Source organism: Desulfovibrio sp. An276, from assembly GCF_002159665.1.
Lineage (GTDB): Bacteria > Desulfobacterota > Desulfovibrionia > Desulfovibrionales > Desulfovibrionaceae > Desulfovibrio > Desulfovibrio faecigallinarum.
Genome location: NZ_NFJC01000038.1, coordinates 12,013 through 27,815, shown reverse-complemented (window position 1 = coordinate 27,815; position 15,803 = coordinate 12,013). Strand labels below are relative to the sequence as shown.

The window sequence follows — 15,803 nt, the reverse complement described above, 5'->3', positions numbered from 1 at the left end:
GTATGTCCTGGCCGACAAGGGGTACGACTCGGATGCCATTGTTGAATACGTGCTCAGCCAGAACGCAATCCCGGTTATACCGCCCAGAAGCAACCGTAAAGTTCAAAGAAATTATGACAAATATCTCTATAAGTTACGTCACCTGGTGGAAAACTATTTTCAAAAAGCTAAAAGATGGCGTGGCCCTGCAACACGATATGTGAAGACCACTCTGTCATTCTCCTCTTATTTCCATATTTTCAATACGTTAATGTGGGCGAAAGTTGTGTAGTAGGTACTCCTGCTGGAACACTCCCATGAATTTGTCAACACGGCCTAAGCCCCTGCAGGGGGACGCCTCTTTAGTCCGCCTTTCCGGACGCACCGGAGCCTTCCTTTCCGGCTTCCTCGCCATTCTCCCAGCCGCCTCCAAGCTCCCTGCAGATGGAGATGACTGCGGAGTAGACCTCGAAGCGCGCCTGTGCCTCCTCCTGCTGGGCCGCCTGCAGCTGCCTTCTGACGTCCAACAGATCCATGACGCTTGTGACGCCCACCTGGTACTGCTTTTCCAGGATGTCGTTGCTTCGGGCAAGGTCCTCCACCTGCCTGCGCTTGCTCGCATACACCTCGCGGCTGCGCCTGTTGTTGTCCAGAGCCTCGCGCATGGCCCTGAAGGCGTCGCTCACGGTCCTCTTGTAGTCCGCAAGAGCCTCCCTGTACTGCGCATCCGCCTCTTCCTTTGCGGCCATGTGTCTTCCGCCGGAAAAGAGGCTCATGGCAGGCGAGAGCAAAACATCCCAGAACGAGGAAGAAGGGGGCTGTCACCTTTTCAAGATGGGCAGAGGAAAAGCCCTCGTCTGCTGTAAGCGAGATGGTGGGGAAGAAGTCCACAATGGCTGCACCCACGTTCTCGTTGGCTGCCTTGAGCAGCTCCTCGGCGCCCTGTATGTCAGGCCTTCTGCGCATGAGGCTTGAGGGCACGTTGGCCGGAACCTGGGCGGGGATGGGCCTTGCAAAGCCAAGGCTCGCGTGCTCTGCCCCGAGGGAATTTGCCTCGGCTACAAGGCGTGCCGGATCCCAGCCAAGGAGCAGGGCAAGATTTCCCTGGCAGGCTGTTATCTGCTTTTGCACTTCCTCGATCTGCGCTGCCATGAAGCGGCGCAAATGCAGCTCAGGGGTGAGCCCTGCCTTGACCCTGTTTTCGTAGATCCTGCAGGTCCTGCTGTAGCTCTCGTACATGGCCTGATTTATGGCAAGGGTTTCTTTGAGCTGCAAAAGCCTGAACCACGTTATGGCAGTGGCGGCAGCAGTTGTCACGCGCATGTCGTCCGTGGCAGCCTCGGCAGCCCTGGCCCTTGCCTTTGCCGATGAGTGCAGGCGCATGTACTTGCCCCAGATGTCCAGATTGAAGTGCAGGCTCACGGTCTCCCTGTAGCTGTCCTGCCAGCGCGAGGGGTAGTGGTGCATGTCCTTGTCGCCTTCGGTCACCATGCGGGAGCCCTCGTTTGCCACAGCCCCAAGCTCGGGCAAACGATCCGCCCTGGCAGTGCCTACCCTGGCAAGCATTGTCTCTGCCCTTGCCTCTGAGGCCTCAAGGAAGAGGTTGTGGGCTAGGGCCTGTAGCTTCTTGTTGCTTCACTCACTGCTATTTCTCTATTTCGTTGTCAGACTTGCGATCAACGGGAACAGGGCCCAGTTCAAGGCCAAAAAGATAGAGAAGGCTGTTTACCTTGTCCATGCGCAATGTCTTTTTACCGGTTTCGAGATCCCTGACAAATCGCAAACCTACTCCTGCATATTCGGCTGCCTGCACTTGTGTCAGGCCATGCCGCTTTCTCAACTCTTTTACGGTTTGTGCCAGTTTGGTCTTTGCGGGCATAGTCTGCTCCATATGCAACGAAACGAGGGCGAAAAAACATTATACCCTAAAGGGTATAGAAATGGTTTTTTGAGAAAAATTATACCTGAAAAGGTATAAATGCAATCTCAGATCTTCGTTGTGCTGCAACCGGATACGCTGTCTGGAACATGGGGCTTCAGGCGCAGAGGCTCGGATGTTGCCGATGAAGTTTCCGGATAGACCTTGTCTTGTCCTTTTGTTCAGGCGGAGACGATATTCACAGCCCGAGGGCGGAACAGTCAGCAAGCGTCTATTGCTTGTGCAGGCGACAGAGAAGATGCAGGCAGCGTTTGAGAAGCCGTGGCTTTTTGATCATACTGTGGTCGCGGGACACAAGGGCCCCTATGAGCCTGCAGCGCAGGCCGGCAGCATTGAAGAGTACGGCGAATGTCATGACGACCAGGGAGCCGGAAAAGCAGGGCACAAACACATAGAGGTAGCCGAGATGCTCTATGCTCGGGCCTCCAATCACTGCTATGAGGGCAGTGGCGCCTCCCGGGGGATGAAGGGTTCCTGTCAGAATCATGAGCACAATGGCCGTTGCCACTGCACAGGCAGCCGCGAGGGCCACGTCAGTTGTGAAGGTGTGGGCAAAGAACACGCCCACAAGGGCTGAGAGCGTGTGGCCGCCGATGACGTTGCGGGGACGGGCAAGGGGACTCATGGGTGCGCCAAAGACCAGCACTGCCGAGGCCCCGAAGGGGGCTATGATGAGCGGCAGACCCATGGGGCTGCCAAAGGTCCTGTCGAGCAGGGCTATGGTGCCGAGTGTCAGGGCGCTGCCAAGCCAGACCTGGAGCAGGGTGGCAAGATTTGCCCCTTTAAGTCCTGGAAAGACATGGGTGAGAAGCGCCTTTTTCAGATTCATGAATAGCCTCTGCCGAAAGGTGTTTTGGGAAAAAAGCCGGGTTGGCCTCAAAAACGCTGTCTGCGTTCCAGCTCCTCGTGGGAAACGACGTTCCCTGCCTCAAGGGGCAAGAGAGTGCTTGAGGGCATCCATATTGCTTTGGGAGTAGAAGGGATCACATGAAGGGCGGAAGGGAAGGCCGTTTTCCGCGACCATTTGGCGCAGAAAGAGTCGCACTGCGGAAGAAAGCTCAAGCCCCATGCCCCTTGCGACCTCTCGGGCCCGGCAGGCAAGGTCGTCGTCTACGCGAATTTGCAGCAAGGCCATGGCCCCCCCCCCTTTCTATTTGTTAGGCATACTGTCCCTGCCAGTGCAAGTCCAGCATTTTTGGCCTTTAGCGACAGAGAGAAAGCATATGAAGGAGATTGGAAGTCTCAAAAAAATACCCAAAGAACACAACTCTCCAAGACAAACTCTATCTTTACCAATTCTCATCAAAGGCATATATATGTATCGACGGCATGATCTCCCACTGATTTGGGTGGCCCTGCTATCAATTCCGAGGCCCACTTCATGTGGGCTTTCGTGTTTTTGGAGCCAATATGCGACATCGAAGCATCTGGGGCCGAGGCATGCTTTCCTCCTTGCCGACAGCGTCAGGCGAATACGTTTTCTGGGAGGGGGCACGGGAAAATTTCATCCCCTCCGCCCTATGGAACTACCCGTTTTCTCCCGACGATGGAAGAGCTCCAATCGCAAGAGGCTGGCAGCAAAACTCCCCGGCCAGGCCCGTTTTAGGACCTTGCCGGGGAGTCTTGTATTGCCCAACAGGGCTATCTGTTGCCTGCCAGGGCCTTGTGCAGGGCGCGGAGTGTGCCCAATCTGCGCCGTATGGCCTGTGGGTGCCATACAAGGCAGGGTTTGCGGACAACGCAGGCGCCGCAAAGCCGTGCGTTGAGTCCGACAGCCTGGGTGAGGCAGGAGAAGCCCAGCAATATGAGGGCACCGGTGAGGCAGGGAACAAGGACATAAAGGTAGCCAAGGGCCAGGATGGCAGGGCCGCCAGTGACAGCGATAAGGGCAGTGGCGCCTCCCGGAGGATGCAGGGTGCCTGTCACAAGCATGAGCACAATGGCAGAGCCTACAGCAAGGCCTGCCGCAAGCCCTACGGAATCCGGGAAGAGCTGTGCAAAGAAGACGCCTGCAAGGGCCGAGATCACGTGCCCGCCAAGGACGTTGCGGGGGCGGGCCAGGGGGCTTTGCGGAGCGCCGAAGACCAGCACTGCCGAGGCACCGAAGGACCCTATGATGAGAGGCAAACCCACCGGGCTTCCAAGATACTTGTCCAGAAGGGCTATGCAGCCAAGGGCAAGGGTGCTGCCAAGCCAGACCTGCAAGAGCGTAATGGCGTCCGAGGCCGCAAGGCCCGGAAAGACGTGTCTGAGAAGAAGTGTTTTCGCGCGCAAGGGCATCGACCTCCCTGATGGATTGCGCGGAGGTGCCGCCTCCCCCCTGTTGGGACAGGCGGCATCTTGCGTGCGACAAATCCTGCAGGGAGACGCATTCTTTTTGCAAGCGCAATTGCAACAGATTTCAATAACTTGAATAGTGAAAGAATGAACACGCAGACCACAAAACAGTGGTTTTTGCAACATGTGTTGTCAGAGAGGGCACACCAGGAGCCCAAGGGTGCCGCTTTGTGACGCTTTTGCACAGGTTATGTTGCTTTTGACACATGCTGACAGAACCTGAAGGCACGTTATTGTCCTAGGAACATGCAATTGGAATTCCCGGACAGTTCTTCTCGACCTCTTCGCATGAACAGCCCGAATAGCCAAAATCTCGGGATTTTACTTAATGAACTACTTGAAGAAACATAAAGGACTACTTTCACAGTTGTGCCCGTGAAGGCCCCCGTCAAGGCACCTTCTCCCTTTTTTTAGTGTGTCTACATGACCAGGGAGATGGCGGTCATCCACAGGGGCACGCTTATGAGTCCCACGATGCTTGACGCGCAGACAAAGACGCTGCCGAATTCCTTGTCCGCACCGTAGAAGGCAGAGATGAGGGCTATGTTGGTCATGCTGGGAAGGCCTGCCTGGATGACATAGACCTGAGTCGTGAGCACCGAGATGTCTATGGGCATGAGCAGGATGACGCCGATGGTGACCAGCGGGGTGAGCAGTATTCTTCCGAACAGGGTCAGCATGATGTCCTTGCCCATGTGCGCTGCCTTCCAGTCCACCCTGCGCAAGATGACGCCCACGAAGATGAGTGCCAGGGGAGAGCCCAGGGAGCCCAGCATATCGCAGGTGTTGGTAATGAACTTTGGCAGGGGAATACCCGTCATGAGCAGAAAGATGCCCGTGAGGGTTCCCATGAGCGGCGGCGAGAAGATGTGGCCCAGGATTTCCTTTGTGCTCAATCTGTGGCCTTCGTGTGTGCCTTCCCTTGCTATTGCCCAGTTGCCGAAGGTCCAGAAGAAGGTGGTGTTGGCAAGAAAGTAGAGCAGAAGCGGCGAGAGTCCATCTGGGCCAAAAAGGGCGTTGTTCACCGGAATGCCGATGAAGATGGTGTTCGATGTGGCAGCCCCCGTGGCAGCGAGACCAAGGTGCTTTCGGTCCATGCCCATGAGGCGCCCGAGAGCGAAGAAGGCAAAGAAGGAGACCAGCATGCTCGCGAAGGGTATGGCAGACTCGATAATGAGCTGGACAAACTGGTCGTGGTTGAAGTGCTCGACAACCGAGACCATAAGATAGGGAGGAACCACTATCTGGGTGACGAATCTGGGGATGAAGATCTCCACTTCCTTGGAGATCCAGCCCTTCCAGGCCAGCATGTATCCAATGAGACTGAGCAGGGTAATGCTCAGCATGCTCTGCAGTGCGTTGAGAAAAACCATGGTGCCTCGCGAGACGGGCCTTCGCGGCCCTGAAAAGATGCTTGGGATGGGCGAATAGAAGACCTTTTGCCCTCACTGTCAAGAATTGTCTTGAGATTTGGAAAATTCGGCCCTTTCTTCTGGTCTCGCGAGCAAAAACGCTGTTGACGCCACTTGGGAAGAACGTCTACTCTTTTGACGGTGAGGCCCCAGGGCGCCAGTTTTCGAGGTTGAGAGCGCCTGCGGGCCGGGGAAGGAATATGGTCAAAACGTCCCATCTGCGCGCTCTTGCTCTCCTGTCAGCCCTTGCGGCTCTTCTTGTCCTGGCTGCTCCATCCCTTGCCAGGGAGAAGGACGCGCGCGTCTTTGAGGACTGGAAGGCCTTCTATTCCGAGACCATGGAAAAGACAGTGGTAGCGCAGACAACGAGCGGGGATGGATCCACATTGGCCGTCTGCATCGACAGGAACGCTGGCGGCGTCATAGTTCTCACCTTCACGAACCACGCATCCCTGAAACATCTCAGCTCTTCGAAGTATACCTGTGATATGGTCATAGACGGGCGAAAGCACTACAGGAACATGGTCCTGGACGTCTATCGCAAGGGAAAGAAGGGGCTTGCCATCTACCCTGGGCTCTCGGACGCCATACTGGAAGACTTTGTGAAGGGCAGAAAGGTTGCCGTCATCTCCATTGTGAAGGGGAAGCCGCTTCAAACGACCTTTTCCCTGCAGGGTTTCACAATGGCTCTAGGATACGCGCTTGATTTGCACAAGAAGTATCTGCAGTAGCCCTGTTTTCGCACAAAAAGGTCCTTCATAATGGCCGGACATGCCCTGCTGGTTGCATGAATTCTAACAGGATTTCACTTGTCTTTTGTGTTTTTCTTATGTATTCTGACTCAAAGAATCGGCCGCTCCCGCTTTCCATTCAGCTAAACCTATTTGGTCTGTGCGCAGGATTATGAAGTTGCTCACTGTGTCTGTTCCAACGCGTTGCGCTCTGGCAGTCGATTGTGTAGGCAGCACAGAAAACTGTCTGTAGGAAGATGCATCTGCCAATAGCAGCATATTTCCACCGGCTGATTCCTTGTACGCAAGAGAAAACTGTTCTGTACAGTCAGGCAGATATGTTGTCACAATTTGTTGTCATGATACGTTGAAGGAAAATGCGATATGAAAGATGTTCCTGCCAGGCATACGCCATCCTTTGCCAAAATACGTGAGGGAAACCTCTATTACGCAGACAAGACGGGCTTTCTTGAAGACTTTTTTCTTGGCTCACGTGCGGACGTGAACATCCTTGCTCGTCCAAGGCGCTTTGGAAAGACGCTGCTTTTGTCCATGATGACGGAGTTTCTGGACATCACAAAAGACAGCCGCGCTCTTTTTGAAGGCCTTGCAGTGTCCACCAACAGGGAACTGTGCAAAGAGTGGATGAATCAATACCCGGTGATTTTCTTAAGCCTTAGGGAGGTCGAGGGGAAGACCTTTGATGACGCCCTGCAGGCGGTACAAAGACAGATCGGCCACGTTGTTGCGTGCCACAAGTACCTTATCGAAAGCGAAGGGGTCAGTGATCGCTACAAAAAGGAGCTCGAAAGGCTCATTCACGGCAGTGCCGACTGTTTCGCGCTCAAGCATTCCCTGAGTGTCCTGACACGCGCCCTGTACTGTCATTACCAGAGGCGGGTCATAGTTTTGATCGATGACTACAACTATCCCCTCGCCCCGGCAAAGAGCAACGGATACCTTGAGCAGATGGCATCCTTCATGCGGAGATTTCTCTCCCATTGCCTGAGTACTGTTTGGGGCAACCTGAAATTCGGGCTTCTCACCTGCTGCCTGAACAGACCTCCACACGTTGCCAGTGACCTCCTTGTAAAAAGCTACACTCTTGCAAATTTCAGGTTTGCGGACACCATTGGTTTCACCAAAGCCGATGTGGACAATCTTCTGGCTGCAACAGGCCTTCTTCGCAAGAAACGGACCATCAGGGCATGGTATGGCGGCTATCTCTTCGGCGGGAAGCAGGAAATGTACTGCCCCTCGAGCGTTCTGAACCATGTGAACGCCCTTTTGGACAATCCCGCAGCATCTCCCAGGCCCTACTGGACGCGCAGTTCGAAAAGCGCCCTTGCCAAAAGATTCATCCCGGCAAACGCCCCGAACATTGCGGAGGATCTGGCTGTCCTTTTGTGCGGCGGCTGCCTTGTGCGACAGGCAGATAGGTTCCCAAACCCCGAATACCGTGATCCGTCGTTCAGCTTTGTGTGGGCTATGCTCTATCAGTCAGGGTGTCTCACACGCGCCTCGAAAGGAAAGCTCAAGCTGTGTTCCGGAAAACCTGAGTACGACGGAACAGGCCTTGTCATTCCCAACAGGGAAATGCACACCATCCTTGCCGACATGCTTGTAAGCTGGTTTCAGGCCACAGTGAGTGTTGAACAGCACAATGAGCTCTGCTCCGCCCTCTGGAAGGGGGATGCTACAGACCTTGTCAGGGTTTTGGAGGAGATTCAGCAAGGCAGAGGCACGAAGGAACCGGATACTGCAGACGACAACAGCGGGGCAGAGAGGCCCTTGCGGGAAAACTGCTGTCTTGCTCTTCTGCTGGGCTGCCTTCTTGCCAGCTTTCGCAAGAGCTGTGTTCATCTCGATGCAGGCAAGGATGTCTTCGACATCCAGGTCACCGACAGGGACAAGGCCTTCATCCTGGAAGTGAGACGCGCGACCAGGTACACGGACGACCTTGAACATCTTGCCGATGAGGGCCTTCGGCATATCGCAACAAATCGCTTTGATGCCCGGCTTCTCGCCAAACCGGCCATCCGAACAGTTTTGCACTGGAGCGTAGCCGTGAGCAAATGGGGCTGCACAGCAAGGGCCCTTGTGGCAAAGGCCCCCTCGGACGTGTAAGCCTTTGTCGAAAGACTTCACCAGCAAACGCAAAACAGGCAACAGAGTCCCGTACCCTGGGCTCCATTGCCTGTTTTTTTGTTTTTGCGGATGTGCGTTTTCTGGCAGGACTACCCCTTTTGCGTCGCAAGAGCATTGGGATAGACGGACACAACGAGGGACTGTAGCCTTTCGAGCTTTTGCGGATCCACCTGTTCCGGCCCCTCGTACAGGTATTGCCTGCCAAGGTAGTGATACTTCTGTTCGCCCATGCGGTGGTAGGGCAAAATTTCGTAATTGACCGCATCCAGGGACTGGGCCAGGGAGAGTATGCGGCGGATCAGATTCTCGTCGTCGTTGATGCCGGGAATGATGGGTGTGCGCAGATGTATGGGCAGGCGCGGGTAGGCGGAGCGCACAGCCTCGAGATTGCGCAGGATGCGCTCGTTGCCAACACCGGTGGCCTTCCTGTGGGCATCGCTGTCCAGGTGCTTTATGTCGAAAAGCAGGTAGTCCAGTTTTGCGCAGATTGCGAGAATGGTCTCCTCGTCTGCCTGGCCGCAGCTTTCCATGGCAGTATGGATGGCCCTGTGCTCGGCTGCTTCCAGGATGGCAAGCGTGAACTCCGCCTGCATGAGGGGTTCGCCGCCGCTTAAAGTAAGCCCGCCACCGGATCTGGCGTAGAAGGGCTCGTCCGCCTCCACCTTGTCCAGGACCTCCTTCACGGTCATGGGCTTTCCGTAGTGTGTCAGCGCCTGTCCGGGACAGGTCTCGCTGCAGATGCGACAGGAGGGCGGGCAGAGCTTGCGGTCGATGTGTATGCCGTCCTCGCCAAGCTCAAGGGCCTTTTGGGGACAGGCTGCCACGCAGCGGGCGCAGCCCACGCATTTGGTCGCGTTGTAGGCCAGCTGCGAAAGCCTTGTCTGGGATTCCGGATTGCTGCACCACAGGCAGCGCAGGGGACAGCCCTTGAGGAAGATCAGGGTGCGTATGCCCGGACCGTCGTGGACCGAATAGTGCTGTATGTTGAAGACTGTGCCGCTTGTTTGCTCAGACATTTGGGCTTCCTTGAGACAGGGCTCGGAACGTTGGGCCATGGGATACCGATGGCATCCCATGGCCCGGAGGTCAGGAGTCAGAATGGAAAACTACACCTGCTCGTGCTGGGTACGGGCAATGAGGTCGTCCTGCAGATCCTTGGAGAGTTCCGTGAAGTAGGCGCTGTAGCCTGCGATGCGGACTATGAGGCCGCGGTACTTCTGGGGATCCTTCTGGGCGTTGATGAGGGTCTGCCTGTTGATGACGTTGAACTGCACGTGCCACAGCCTTAAGTCCACAAAGGTGCGGATGAAGCTGACGAGCTTGCGTGTGCCTTCCTTGCCGGCAAGGCAGCTGGGGGTGAACTTAATGTTCAGAAGGCGGGCAGCGCGTTGGAACATGTTGTAGTTCTTGGTGTTGAAGTTGGAGAGAAGCACTGCCGTGGGACCGTTGATGTCAGCGCCGTGGGAGGCGGAGGAACCGTCGGAGAGCGGCGTCCAGGCCTTGCGACCGTTGGGGGTTGCGGACACCACGCGGCCGAAGGGCACGTGGGAGGTGAAGGGCACCATGCGGAAATCGCACTTTATGCCAAGGGAGGGGGAGTACTTCTTGCTGAAATCCTCTGCCAGCTTGTCTATGGCAAGGCCGATGCTGTCCGCGAAATCGTCGTTGTTGCCGTAGCAGGGAGCGCTCTGCAGCATGCGGCGCACGTCTTCCTTGCCCTCGAAGTCGCAGGCAAGGGCGTCCAGAAGTTCCTGCATTGTGAGCTTCTTGTCCTCGAAGACCAGCTTCTTCACTGCGGAGAGGGAGTCGATGGCAGTGCTGTAGCCAAGGCATTCGAAGAAGCCAAGGTCAAGACCGCCTTCGTAGTGGTGGTCCTGATGCAGGTCAACACATTCCTTCATGGCAAGCACGTGCAGGGAATCGGACAAGGGCGTTGCAAAGTGCTGGGCCCTTGTCTTGATGATGTGGTACTGCTGCATGAAGGCGTGGCGCATAAGGTAGTTCTGCTGGATGGCGTAGGCGTTCCAGAACTCTTCCCAGGTCTTGAAGGTGCGCACATCGCCGGTCTCCACTGTGAGCAGCTCGTTGCCAAACTTCTTCATGCGACCGTTGTAGAGAACAAGCTCAACAGCTGCGCCGAAGTTCATCTGGGCGTGGCCGCTCGTGTAGGTGTCCACCCTGGGCATGCGGATTTCTGCGCAACCGGAGGCTGCGTAGTCCAGGATGTCCTCCATGGGAGCGCCCTTGGCAAGGTGCAGGGGAATGATTTCGTCGTCGTTCAGAAGCTTGGGATAGCCGCAGCCCTGCTTGATGGTCTCTGCCACTGCGGTGAGGAAGCGTTCGGGAGATCTGCTGTGCACGCGGGCAGCGAGATCGGGATAGTGCAGGGGGCACTCGCGCTTGGAGCGCAGGATGATGTAGGAGAGGTCGTTTGTGGCATCACGGCCGTCGCGGGTCTGTCCGCCAATGGTCACGGCTTCCCAGTGGGAATAGCCCTCGTGGGTGGCCTTGTTGTAGGGGGTGATGGCAAGATCCAGGCACTGTGCCATGCTGGCCCACATGCACTGGAAAAGTTCGATGGCCTTTTCCTCGTCTATGCGGCCTTCGGCCAGATCCTTCTGGTAGTAGGGCCAGAAAATCTGGTCCATGCGGCCGTTGGTGGGATTGGAGCTGATCTTCTGCTCAAGCCTTGCAAAGGCCTGGGTGAGCCAGTGGGCCTGAATGGCCTCGTAGAAGGTACGGGGCGGGTTTTCCGGAACCCAGTCGCAGTTGGCGGCAATGGCGAGAAGCTCTGCCTTGCGCTGGGGATTTTCTTCCTTCGCTGCCTTTTCCCTGGCAAGGTTTGCGTGGCGGTGCGCCCAGATGACTATGCCTTCGCAAAGGGTGACAATGGCTTCGAGGTAGGGGCGCTTTTCGCTCTGATCCAGGGGATTGTCGGGATCGAGGGCTGCAAGCTTTGCTTCGGCTTCTTCCTTAATACCCTTGAAGCCCATCTTGAAGAGGCGCTCCCAGTCCAGGCACCACTGCAGGCTCGAACGGTTGGAGGCGGTCTCGCAGCAGATGTACCTTGAGATGTAGCCGCCCTCGTCCGCGTAGGCTATGCGGTGGGAGGCTGGATCCATCCTCTTGTTCAGATCCTGGTGGAAGGTCTTGTCCTTCCAGTAGGGGGTGATGACGTCTTCCACTGCCTTGGCGTCTTCGGCGCTGACGATGAAGGGGGAGGCCTCGTGGCCGGGAAGTTCCTTCAGGGCAGCTGCCTGGTAGTCGCCGTCGAGTTCGGGATAGAGGATGCCGTACCTCGAACCCTGCTTGCCGCAGCGTCCGGCAAGGAGCTGATCGTCGTCGATGTAGACGGTCATGTTCTCGCCAATGTGCTTCAGAGCCTTTGCCCAGCGAAGGACAAGGAGCTCGCCTTCGGTCTCGCGCATGGATTCAGTGAAGAGCAGGGCTCTTTCCACGTCGATGTGGGGCTTTTTGCCCTCAAAGGCTGCCACAAGGCGATAGAGGCGGGGATGCTTTTCGGCGTAGGGATTGGGCTTGCCGGCAATGCCGTCGAGAATGAGCTGTTCCTGTTCGGAAAGGGTGCAGTCGCACATCATGGGAAAATTCCTCCGATAGTGTATGATCTTTATTTTTTTGCTTCTTTGTGAGGGGCGGAAAGGCTTTCTGTCCCTTCCGCCCTAAAGGAGAGAGATTTCAGACTAGCAGTTTTCGGCAGTCACGGGGCTTGCAGGGGAAGCGCTCTCGCTTGTGGCAGCCGTGCTTCCCGTGGTGTCAACGCTCTTGCCCATGGTTTCCTGACCCCAGATGGCCAGAAGGGCTGTGGAGATGAAGTAGCAGATGGCCAGGAACCAGAAGACTGCGTGCTGGTTGCCGGAGGCGATGAGGAAGGCGATGAAGTAGGCTGCGAGGACACCGCCGCAGATGCGGGAGGTGGCTTCGCCAAGGCCTGCGCCTGTGCCACGCAGTTCGGTGGGATACTGCTCGGCTATGTAGAGCTTGCAGATGGAGAAGAGGGCGTTGCCGCAGAAGGCCAGGATTGTGCCGATGACAAGCCAGCTTTCGAGGCTTTCCACCAGGGTGAGGCCTATGCTTGCCGCTGCGGTGAGCAGGGCAAAGAGGATGTACATGGGCTTGCGACCGTACTTTTCAATCAGATGTCCGCAGACCATGCCTGCTATGGCGCCAATGGCCATCATGAGGCCGCCCATGAGCACCGAACTGGACATCTGGAAGCCCTTGGCAGTGAGGATGGTGGGAGCGTAGACCATGACAACGTACCAGAAGACCAGGGCTGCCGAGAACATTGTGTAGGAAACGATGGTGCGGGAAAGGTACGGAGGCTTGAAGAGCATGGTCCAGTGGGCCCTGGGCTTGGACTCGGAGCGGGATTCCTTCACTGCTGCGAGGATTGCGGGATCCACGTAGTCGGGATCGTGGGCAATGTTCATGCTGCTCTCAAGGTGTTCCACAAGGGCCACGGCCTCGGAATGCCTGTTGTGGCGCAGAAGCCAGCGGGGGGATTCGGGCATGTACTTGTGGATGAAGTAGAGCATCACGATGGGCAGGCCACCAACCAGGAAGGGCAGCTTCCAGGCTATCTCAAGCGGGAAGTTTGCCATGGCCCAGGCACCGAAGGAGGAGGGCAGAACGTAGGAGAGCACCAGGATGGAGTTGCAGTAGGCAAAGGTCACGCCGCGGTGCTTTGCGCCCACAAGTTCGGAGATGTAGAGGTAGGGGATTGGGAAGACTGCGCCAGAGCCAAGGCCGCTTAAAAAGCGCAGGGCAACCACCCAGTAGAGGTTGTCGAAAAGCGGCCCTGCAAAGGTAAAGATGGTGAAGATGAAGACTGCCCAGAAGAGGACGCGCTTGCGGCCAAAGCGGTCGGAGAGAAAACCGCAGGCAAAGGTGCCTATGACAACGCCAATGGTCGAGCAGGTGGCAAGAAGGCCGGTCTCTGCGGGGCCGAGGTTCCAGATTTGCTTCAGGATAAGCACTGTCTGGCCTATGAGGCCGAGGTCGAAGGCCTCCACAACGCTGACTGCCGCGAGGACTGCGATGATTTTCAGCATCTCGTTCTTGACAGGGAGTCTGTCAAAGCGGGAGAGGCAGTTGGCTTCCTGCTGGATGAGCTGGGTATTCATGAGATTCTCCAGTGTATGCGAGAAATGGGGCTTTGCATGCAAAAATTGGCGTGCCTACTTCATATAGACGGTCTCACCACCCACGATGGTGCGCAAAACCGCGATGTCCTTGATGTGGGAGGGGACGACTTCGAGCGGGTTTTCGTCGAGAACGACCATGTCTGCCAGCTTGCCGGGGGTGAGGGTGCCCTTCACGTGTTCTTCGAAGTTCAGGAAGGCCGCGTGGCAGGTGACTGCCTTTAGGCCTGAGAGGACGCTCACACGCTGGTCTGGCCCATAGAGATTGCCCTTCCTGCTTGTCCTTGTGACTGCAGTGCAGACCTGGGTTAGGGGGTCTACGGGGGTGATGGGTGCATCCGTGTGCAGATTGTAGGGAAGGCCTATCTCGTCTGCGTCGTGGCAGGGGCAGAAGCGGTCAACGCGCTTCTTGCCGACGTAGCCAGCGTGGATTTCCGCCCAGTGGTAGAGGGGGCTTATGAAGAAGCAGGGGTAGGCGTGGGCAGCCTTCATGCGCTGAAGCTGCGTGTAGCTCGGGTACTGGCAGTGGATGACAAGGTGGCGGGCATTTGGCAGGGGGTGCAGCTGCTGCAAACGCTCGTAGGCCTGGACAACGGTCTCGATGCCGCCGTCGCCGTTGGCGTGTATGGCTATCTGCCAGCCCATGGTGTGGATGGGGAGGAGCTTTTCCACAAGCTCGTCCACAGTGTAGAGGTACTCGCCGCGGTAGTCCGGGCCCTTTGCGGGATCCACAAAGGGATAGGGTTCAAGGAAGTAGCCCGTGTGGCCCCTGGGGTCGCCGTCTGCCCAGAGCTTTGCTGCGCCCATGATGACCTTGCCATTGCCGCTCAAATCGGTGCCTGGCACGTGGTTCGGGTAGGGGGCAAGGTTTTCCAGCCTGTTTGCGCGGATGAAAAGGACAGTGCGGATGGTGAGCGTGCCGTCACGTGCGCAGTCGAGGACAAGTTCCGTGACCTTGTGGCCCAGTTCTGTGTCCATGGGAGAGAAGGCAGGACCGCCCTGGGCTGTGGTTATTCCGCATGATGCGTAGCGTGCGCAGTCTTCGGCAAGGGCCTCGCGCATCTCGTCCAGGGTGTAGCCGGGGATGTGGCTGCGGACAAGTGTCTGGGCCGGGATGCCTTCGAGGATGCCGTTGGGCTCGCCGTTTGCGTCATGACCAATGATGCCACCTGCAGGGGCCGGGGTATCGCGGGTGATGCCGGCTATTTCAAGGGCCTTCGAGTTGGCAATGCCTGTGTGGCCTGTCACATGGCGGAAGAAGATGGGGACGTCCTTCGAGACCTCGTCCAGAAGAGCCTTTGTGGGATAGCACTGCTCTTCCATGCCCTTTTCGTCGAAGCTGTGACCTATGAGCCATTCGGAGGGACGCTTTTCGTTCAGCTTGCGGGTCAGGGAGGCCTTGAGCTCGTCCATGTTCCTGACACAGCAGTCTGCAGCAAAGAGACGGTTCATGCCGCCACTGCAGAAGTGGCTGTGGCCATCAATAAAGCCAGGCAGAAGGGTTTTGCCTTCCAGGGAGACAAACTTCTTCTCGGCTGCGCCTGCGGCGCGGGTGACATCCGCAAGGGATCCTGTGGCAAGGATGCGGCCATCGGCAAAGGCCAGGGCCTCGACCGTGGGGCAGGAACTGTCCATGGTGAGGATGGTTCCTTCGTACAGGATGGTGACCGTGGTATGCGACATGGGCTAACTCCTGAGTGGGAATAGAAATGTTCCGGATAGATTGATCCCGATTGACTGTGTTTGGATTGAGTGCTTTGGGTGCATGTGAAGATTGTGTGAAGAAAATTGCAATCTCCGTGCCACAAAACATATTTCCTTTTGATTTCAATAAGATAAAGTTTATTCTCTGCGGAATACAGCATTGTAAATCCGTTTGCATTGCAGAATTGCAGGAATACCGCTTGTCCGCGGGCTGCTTCTATTGCAATATTGCAGCAAAACAAGCAATATGCAAAATTTAATAAACAATTTAAAATAGTTGTATATTTCTATTGCATTTTTGCAATTACCCCTTGCCCTGTTCCGGGCTGCAAGGACACTGGCTCTTTGGGGGAGCATTTTTGCACGTTCTATCAATGTGTTGACAGAAAAC

At 56.4% G+C, this 15,803-nt stretch carries 13 protein-coding genes and 1 pseudogene; 3 read left to right on the top strand and 11 right to left on the bottom strand.

From position 1 onward, the window contains the following. The coding region (locus B5F76_RS12385; protein WP_144268482.1) for a transposase at positions 1 to 271 on the top strand (271 nt) is incomplete at its 5' end. 70 nt (positions 272 to 341) lie between these two features. On the opposite strand, the gene B5F76_RS12380 is transcribed toward B5F76_RS12385, so the two are convergent. From B5F76_RS12380 to B5F76_RS12340, 7 genes and pseudogenes are all read right to left on the bottom strand, one after another. After that, on the bottom strand, positions 342 to 770 hold the full coding sequence (locus B5F76_RS12380) for a TolC family protein (protein ID WP_144268481.1): 429 nt from the start codon (positions 768 to 770) through the stop codon (positions 342 to 344). Between the two features lie 436 nt (positions 771 to 1,206). Then, a pseudogene (locus B5F76_RS15605) lies at positions 1,207 to 1,545 on the bottom strand (TolC family protein); the annotation flags it as partial. Positions 1,546 to 1,624: 79 nt separating this feature from the next. Continuing rightward, positions 1,625 to 1,858, bottom strand: a complete 234-nt coding sequence (locus tag B5F76_RS12360) for a helix-turn-helix transcriptional regulator (protein ID WP_087355031.1) — start codon at positions 1,856 to 1,858, stop codon at positions 1,625 to 1,627. Between the two features lie 271 nt (positions 1,859 to 2,129). Continuing rightward, positions 2,130 to 2,747, bottom strand: a complete 618-nt coding sequence (locus B5F76_RS12355; protein WP_087355029.1) for an HPP family protein — start codon at positions 2,745 to 2,747, stop codon at positions 2,130 to 2,132. Between the two features lie 99 nt (positions 2,748 to 2,846). Next, positions 2,847 to 3,053 (bottom strand): type II toxin-antitoxin system RelB/DinJ family antitoxin, encoded by a 207-nt coding sequence (locus B5F76_RS12350; RefSeq protein WP_087355027.1) that lies wholly within the window; start codon positions 3,051 to 3,053, stop codon positions 2,847 to 2,849. Between the two features lie 506 nt (positions 3,054 to 3,559). Next, complete coding sequence (locus B5F76_RS12345) at positions 3,560 to 4,192, bottom strand: HPP family protein (protein ID WP_239407052.1); 633 nt, start codon at positions 4,190 to 4,192, stop codon at positions 3,560 to 3,562. 482 nt (positions 4,193 to 4,674) lie between these two features. Next, positions 4,675 to 5,628 (bottom strand): AEC family transporter, encoded by a 954-nt coding sequence (locus tag B5F76_RS12340; RefSeq protein ID WP_087355023.1) that lies wholly within the window; start codon positions 5,626 to 5,628, stop codon positions 4,675 to 4,677. A gap of 239 nt (positions 5,629 to 5,867) precedes the next feature. On the opposite strand from B5F76_RS12340, the gene B5F76_RS12335 reads away from it, so the two are divergent. Further along, entirely contained in the window at positions 5,868 to 6,398 is a 531-nt protein-coding gene (locus B5F76_RS12335; RefSeq protein ID WP_087355021.1) for a hypothetical protein, read from the top strand. 384 nt (positions 6,399 to 6,782) lie between these two features. After that, complete coding sequence (locus tag B5F76_RS12330) at positions 6,783 to 8,525, top strand: AAA family ATPase (protein WP_087355019.1); 1,743 nt, start codon at positions 6,783 to 6,785, stop codon at positions 8,523 to 8,525. 110 nt (positions 8,526 to 8,635) lie between these two features. Here the strand turns inward: B5F76_RS12330 and B5F76_RS12325 are convergent, their stop codons facing one another. The 4 genes from B5F76_RS12325 to B5F76_RS12310 form a co-directional block, all read right to left on the bottom strand. After that, the gene (locus tag B5F76_RS12325; protein ID WP_204218407.1) at positions 8,636 to 9,562 is read right to left on the bottom strand and encodes a glycyl-radical enzyme activating protein; all 927 of its coding nucleotides are present in this window, start codon (positions 9,560 to 9,562) and stop codon (positions 8,636 to 8,638) included. A gap of 90 nt (positions 9,563 to 9,652) precedes the next feature. Further along, entirely contained in the window at positions 9,653 to 12,145 is a 2,493-nt protein-coding gene (hpsG, locus tag B5F76_RS12320) for a (2S)-3-sulfopropanediol dehydratase (protein WP_087355015.1), read from the bottom strand. A gap of 102 nt (positions 12,146 to 12,247) precedes the next feature. After that, on the bottom strand, positions 12,248 to 13,690 hold the full coding sequence (locus B5F76_RS12315) for an MFS transporter (RefSeq protein WP_087355013.1): 1,443 nt from the start codon (positions 13,688 to 13,690) through the stop codon (positions 12,248 to 12,250). A 54-nt stretch (positions 13,691 to 13,744) separates the two neighbouring features. Beyond that, a complete protein-coding gene (locus B5F76_RS12310; RefSeq protein WP_087355011.1) occupies positions 13,745 to 15,391 on the bottom strand; it encodes an amidohydrolase in 1,647 nt (548 codons plus the stop codon). Positions 15,392 to 15,803: the final 412 nt, after the last annotated feature.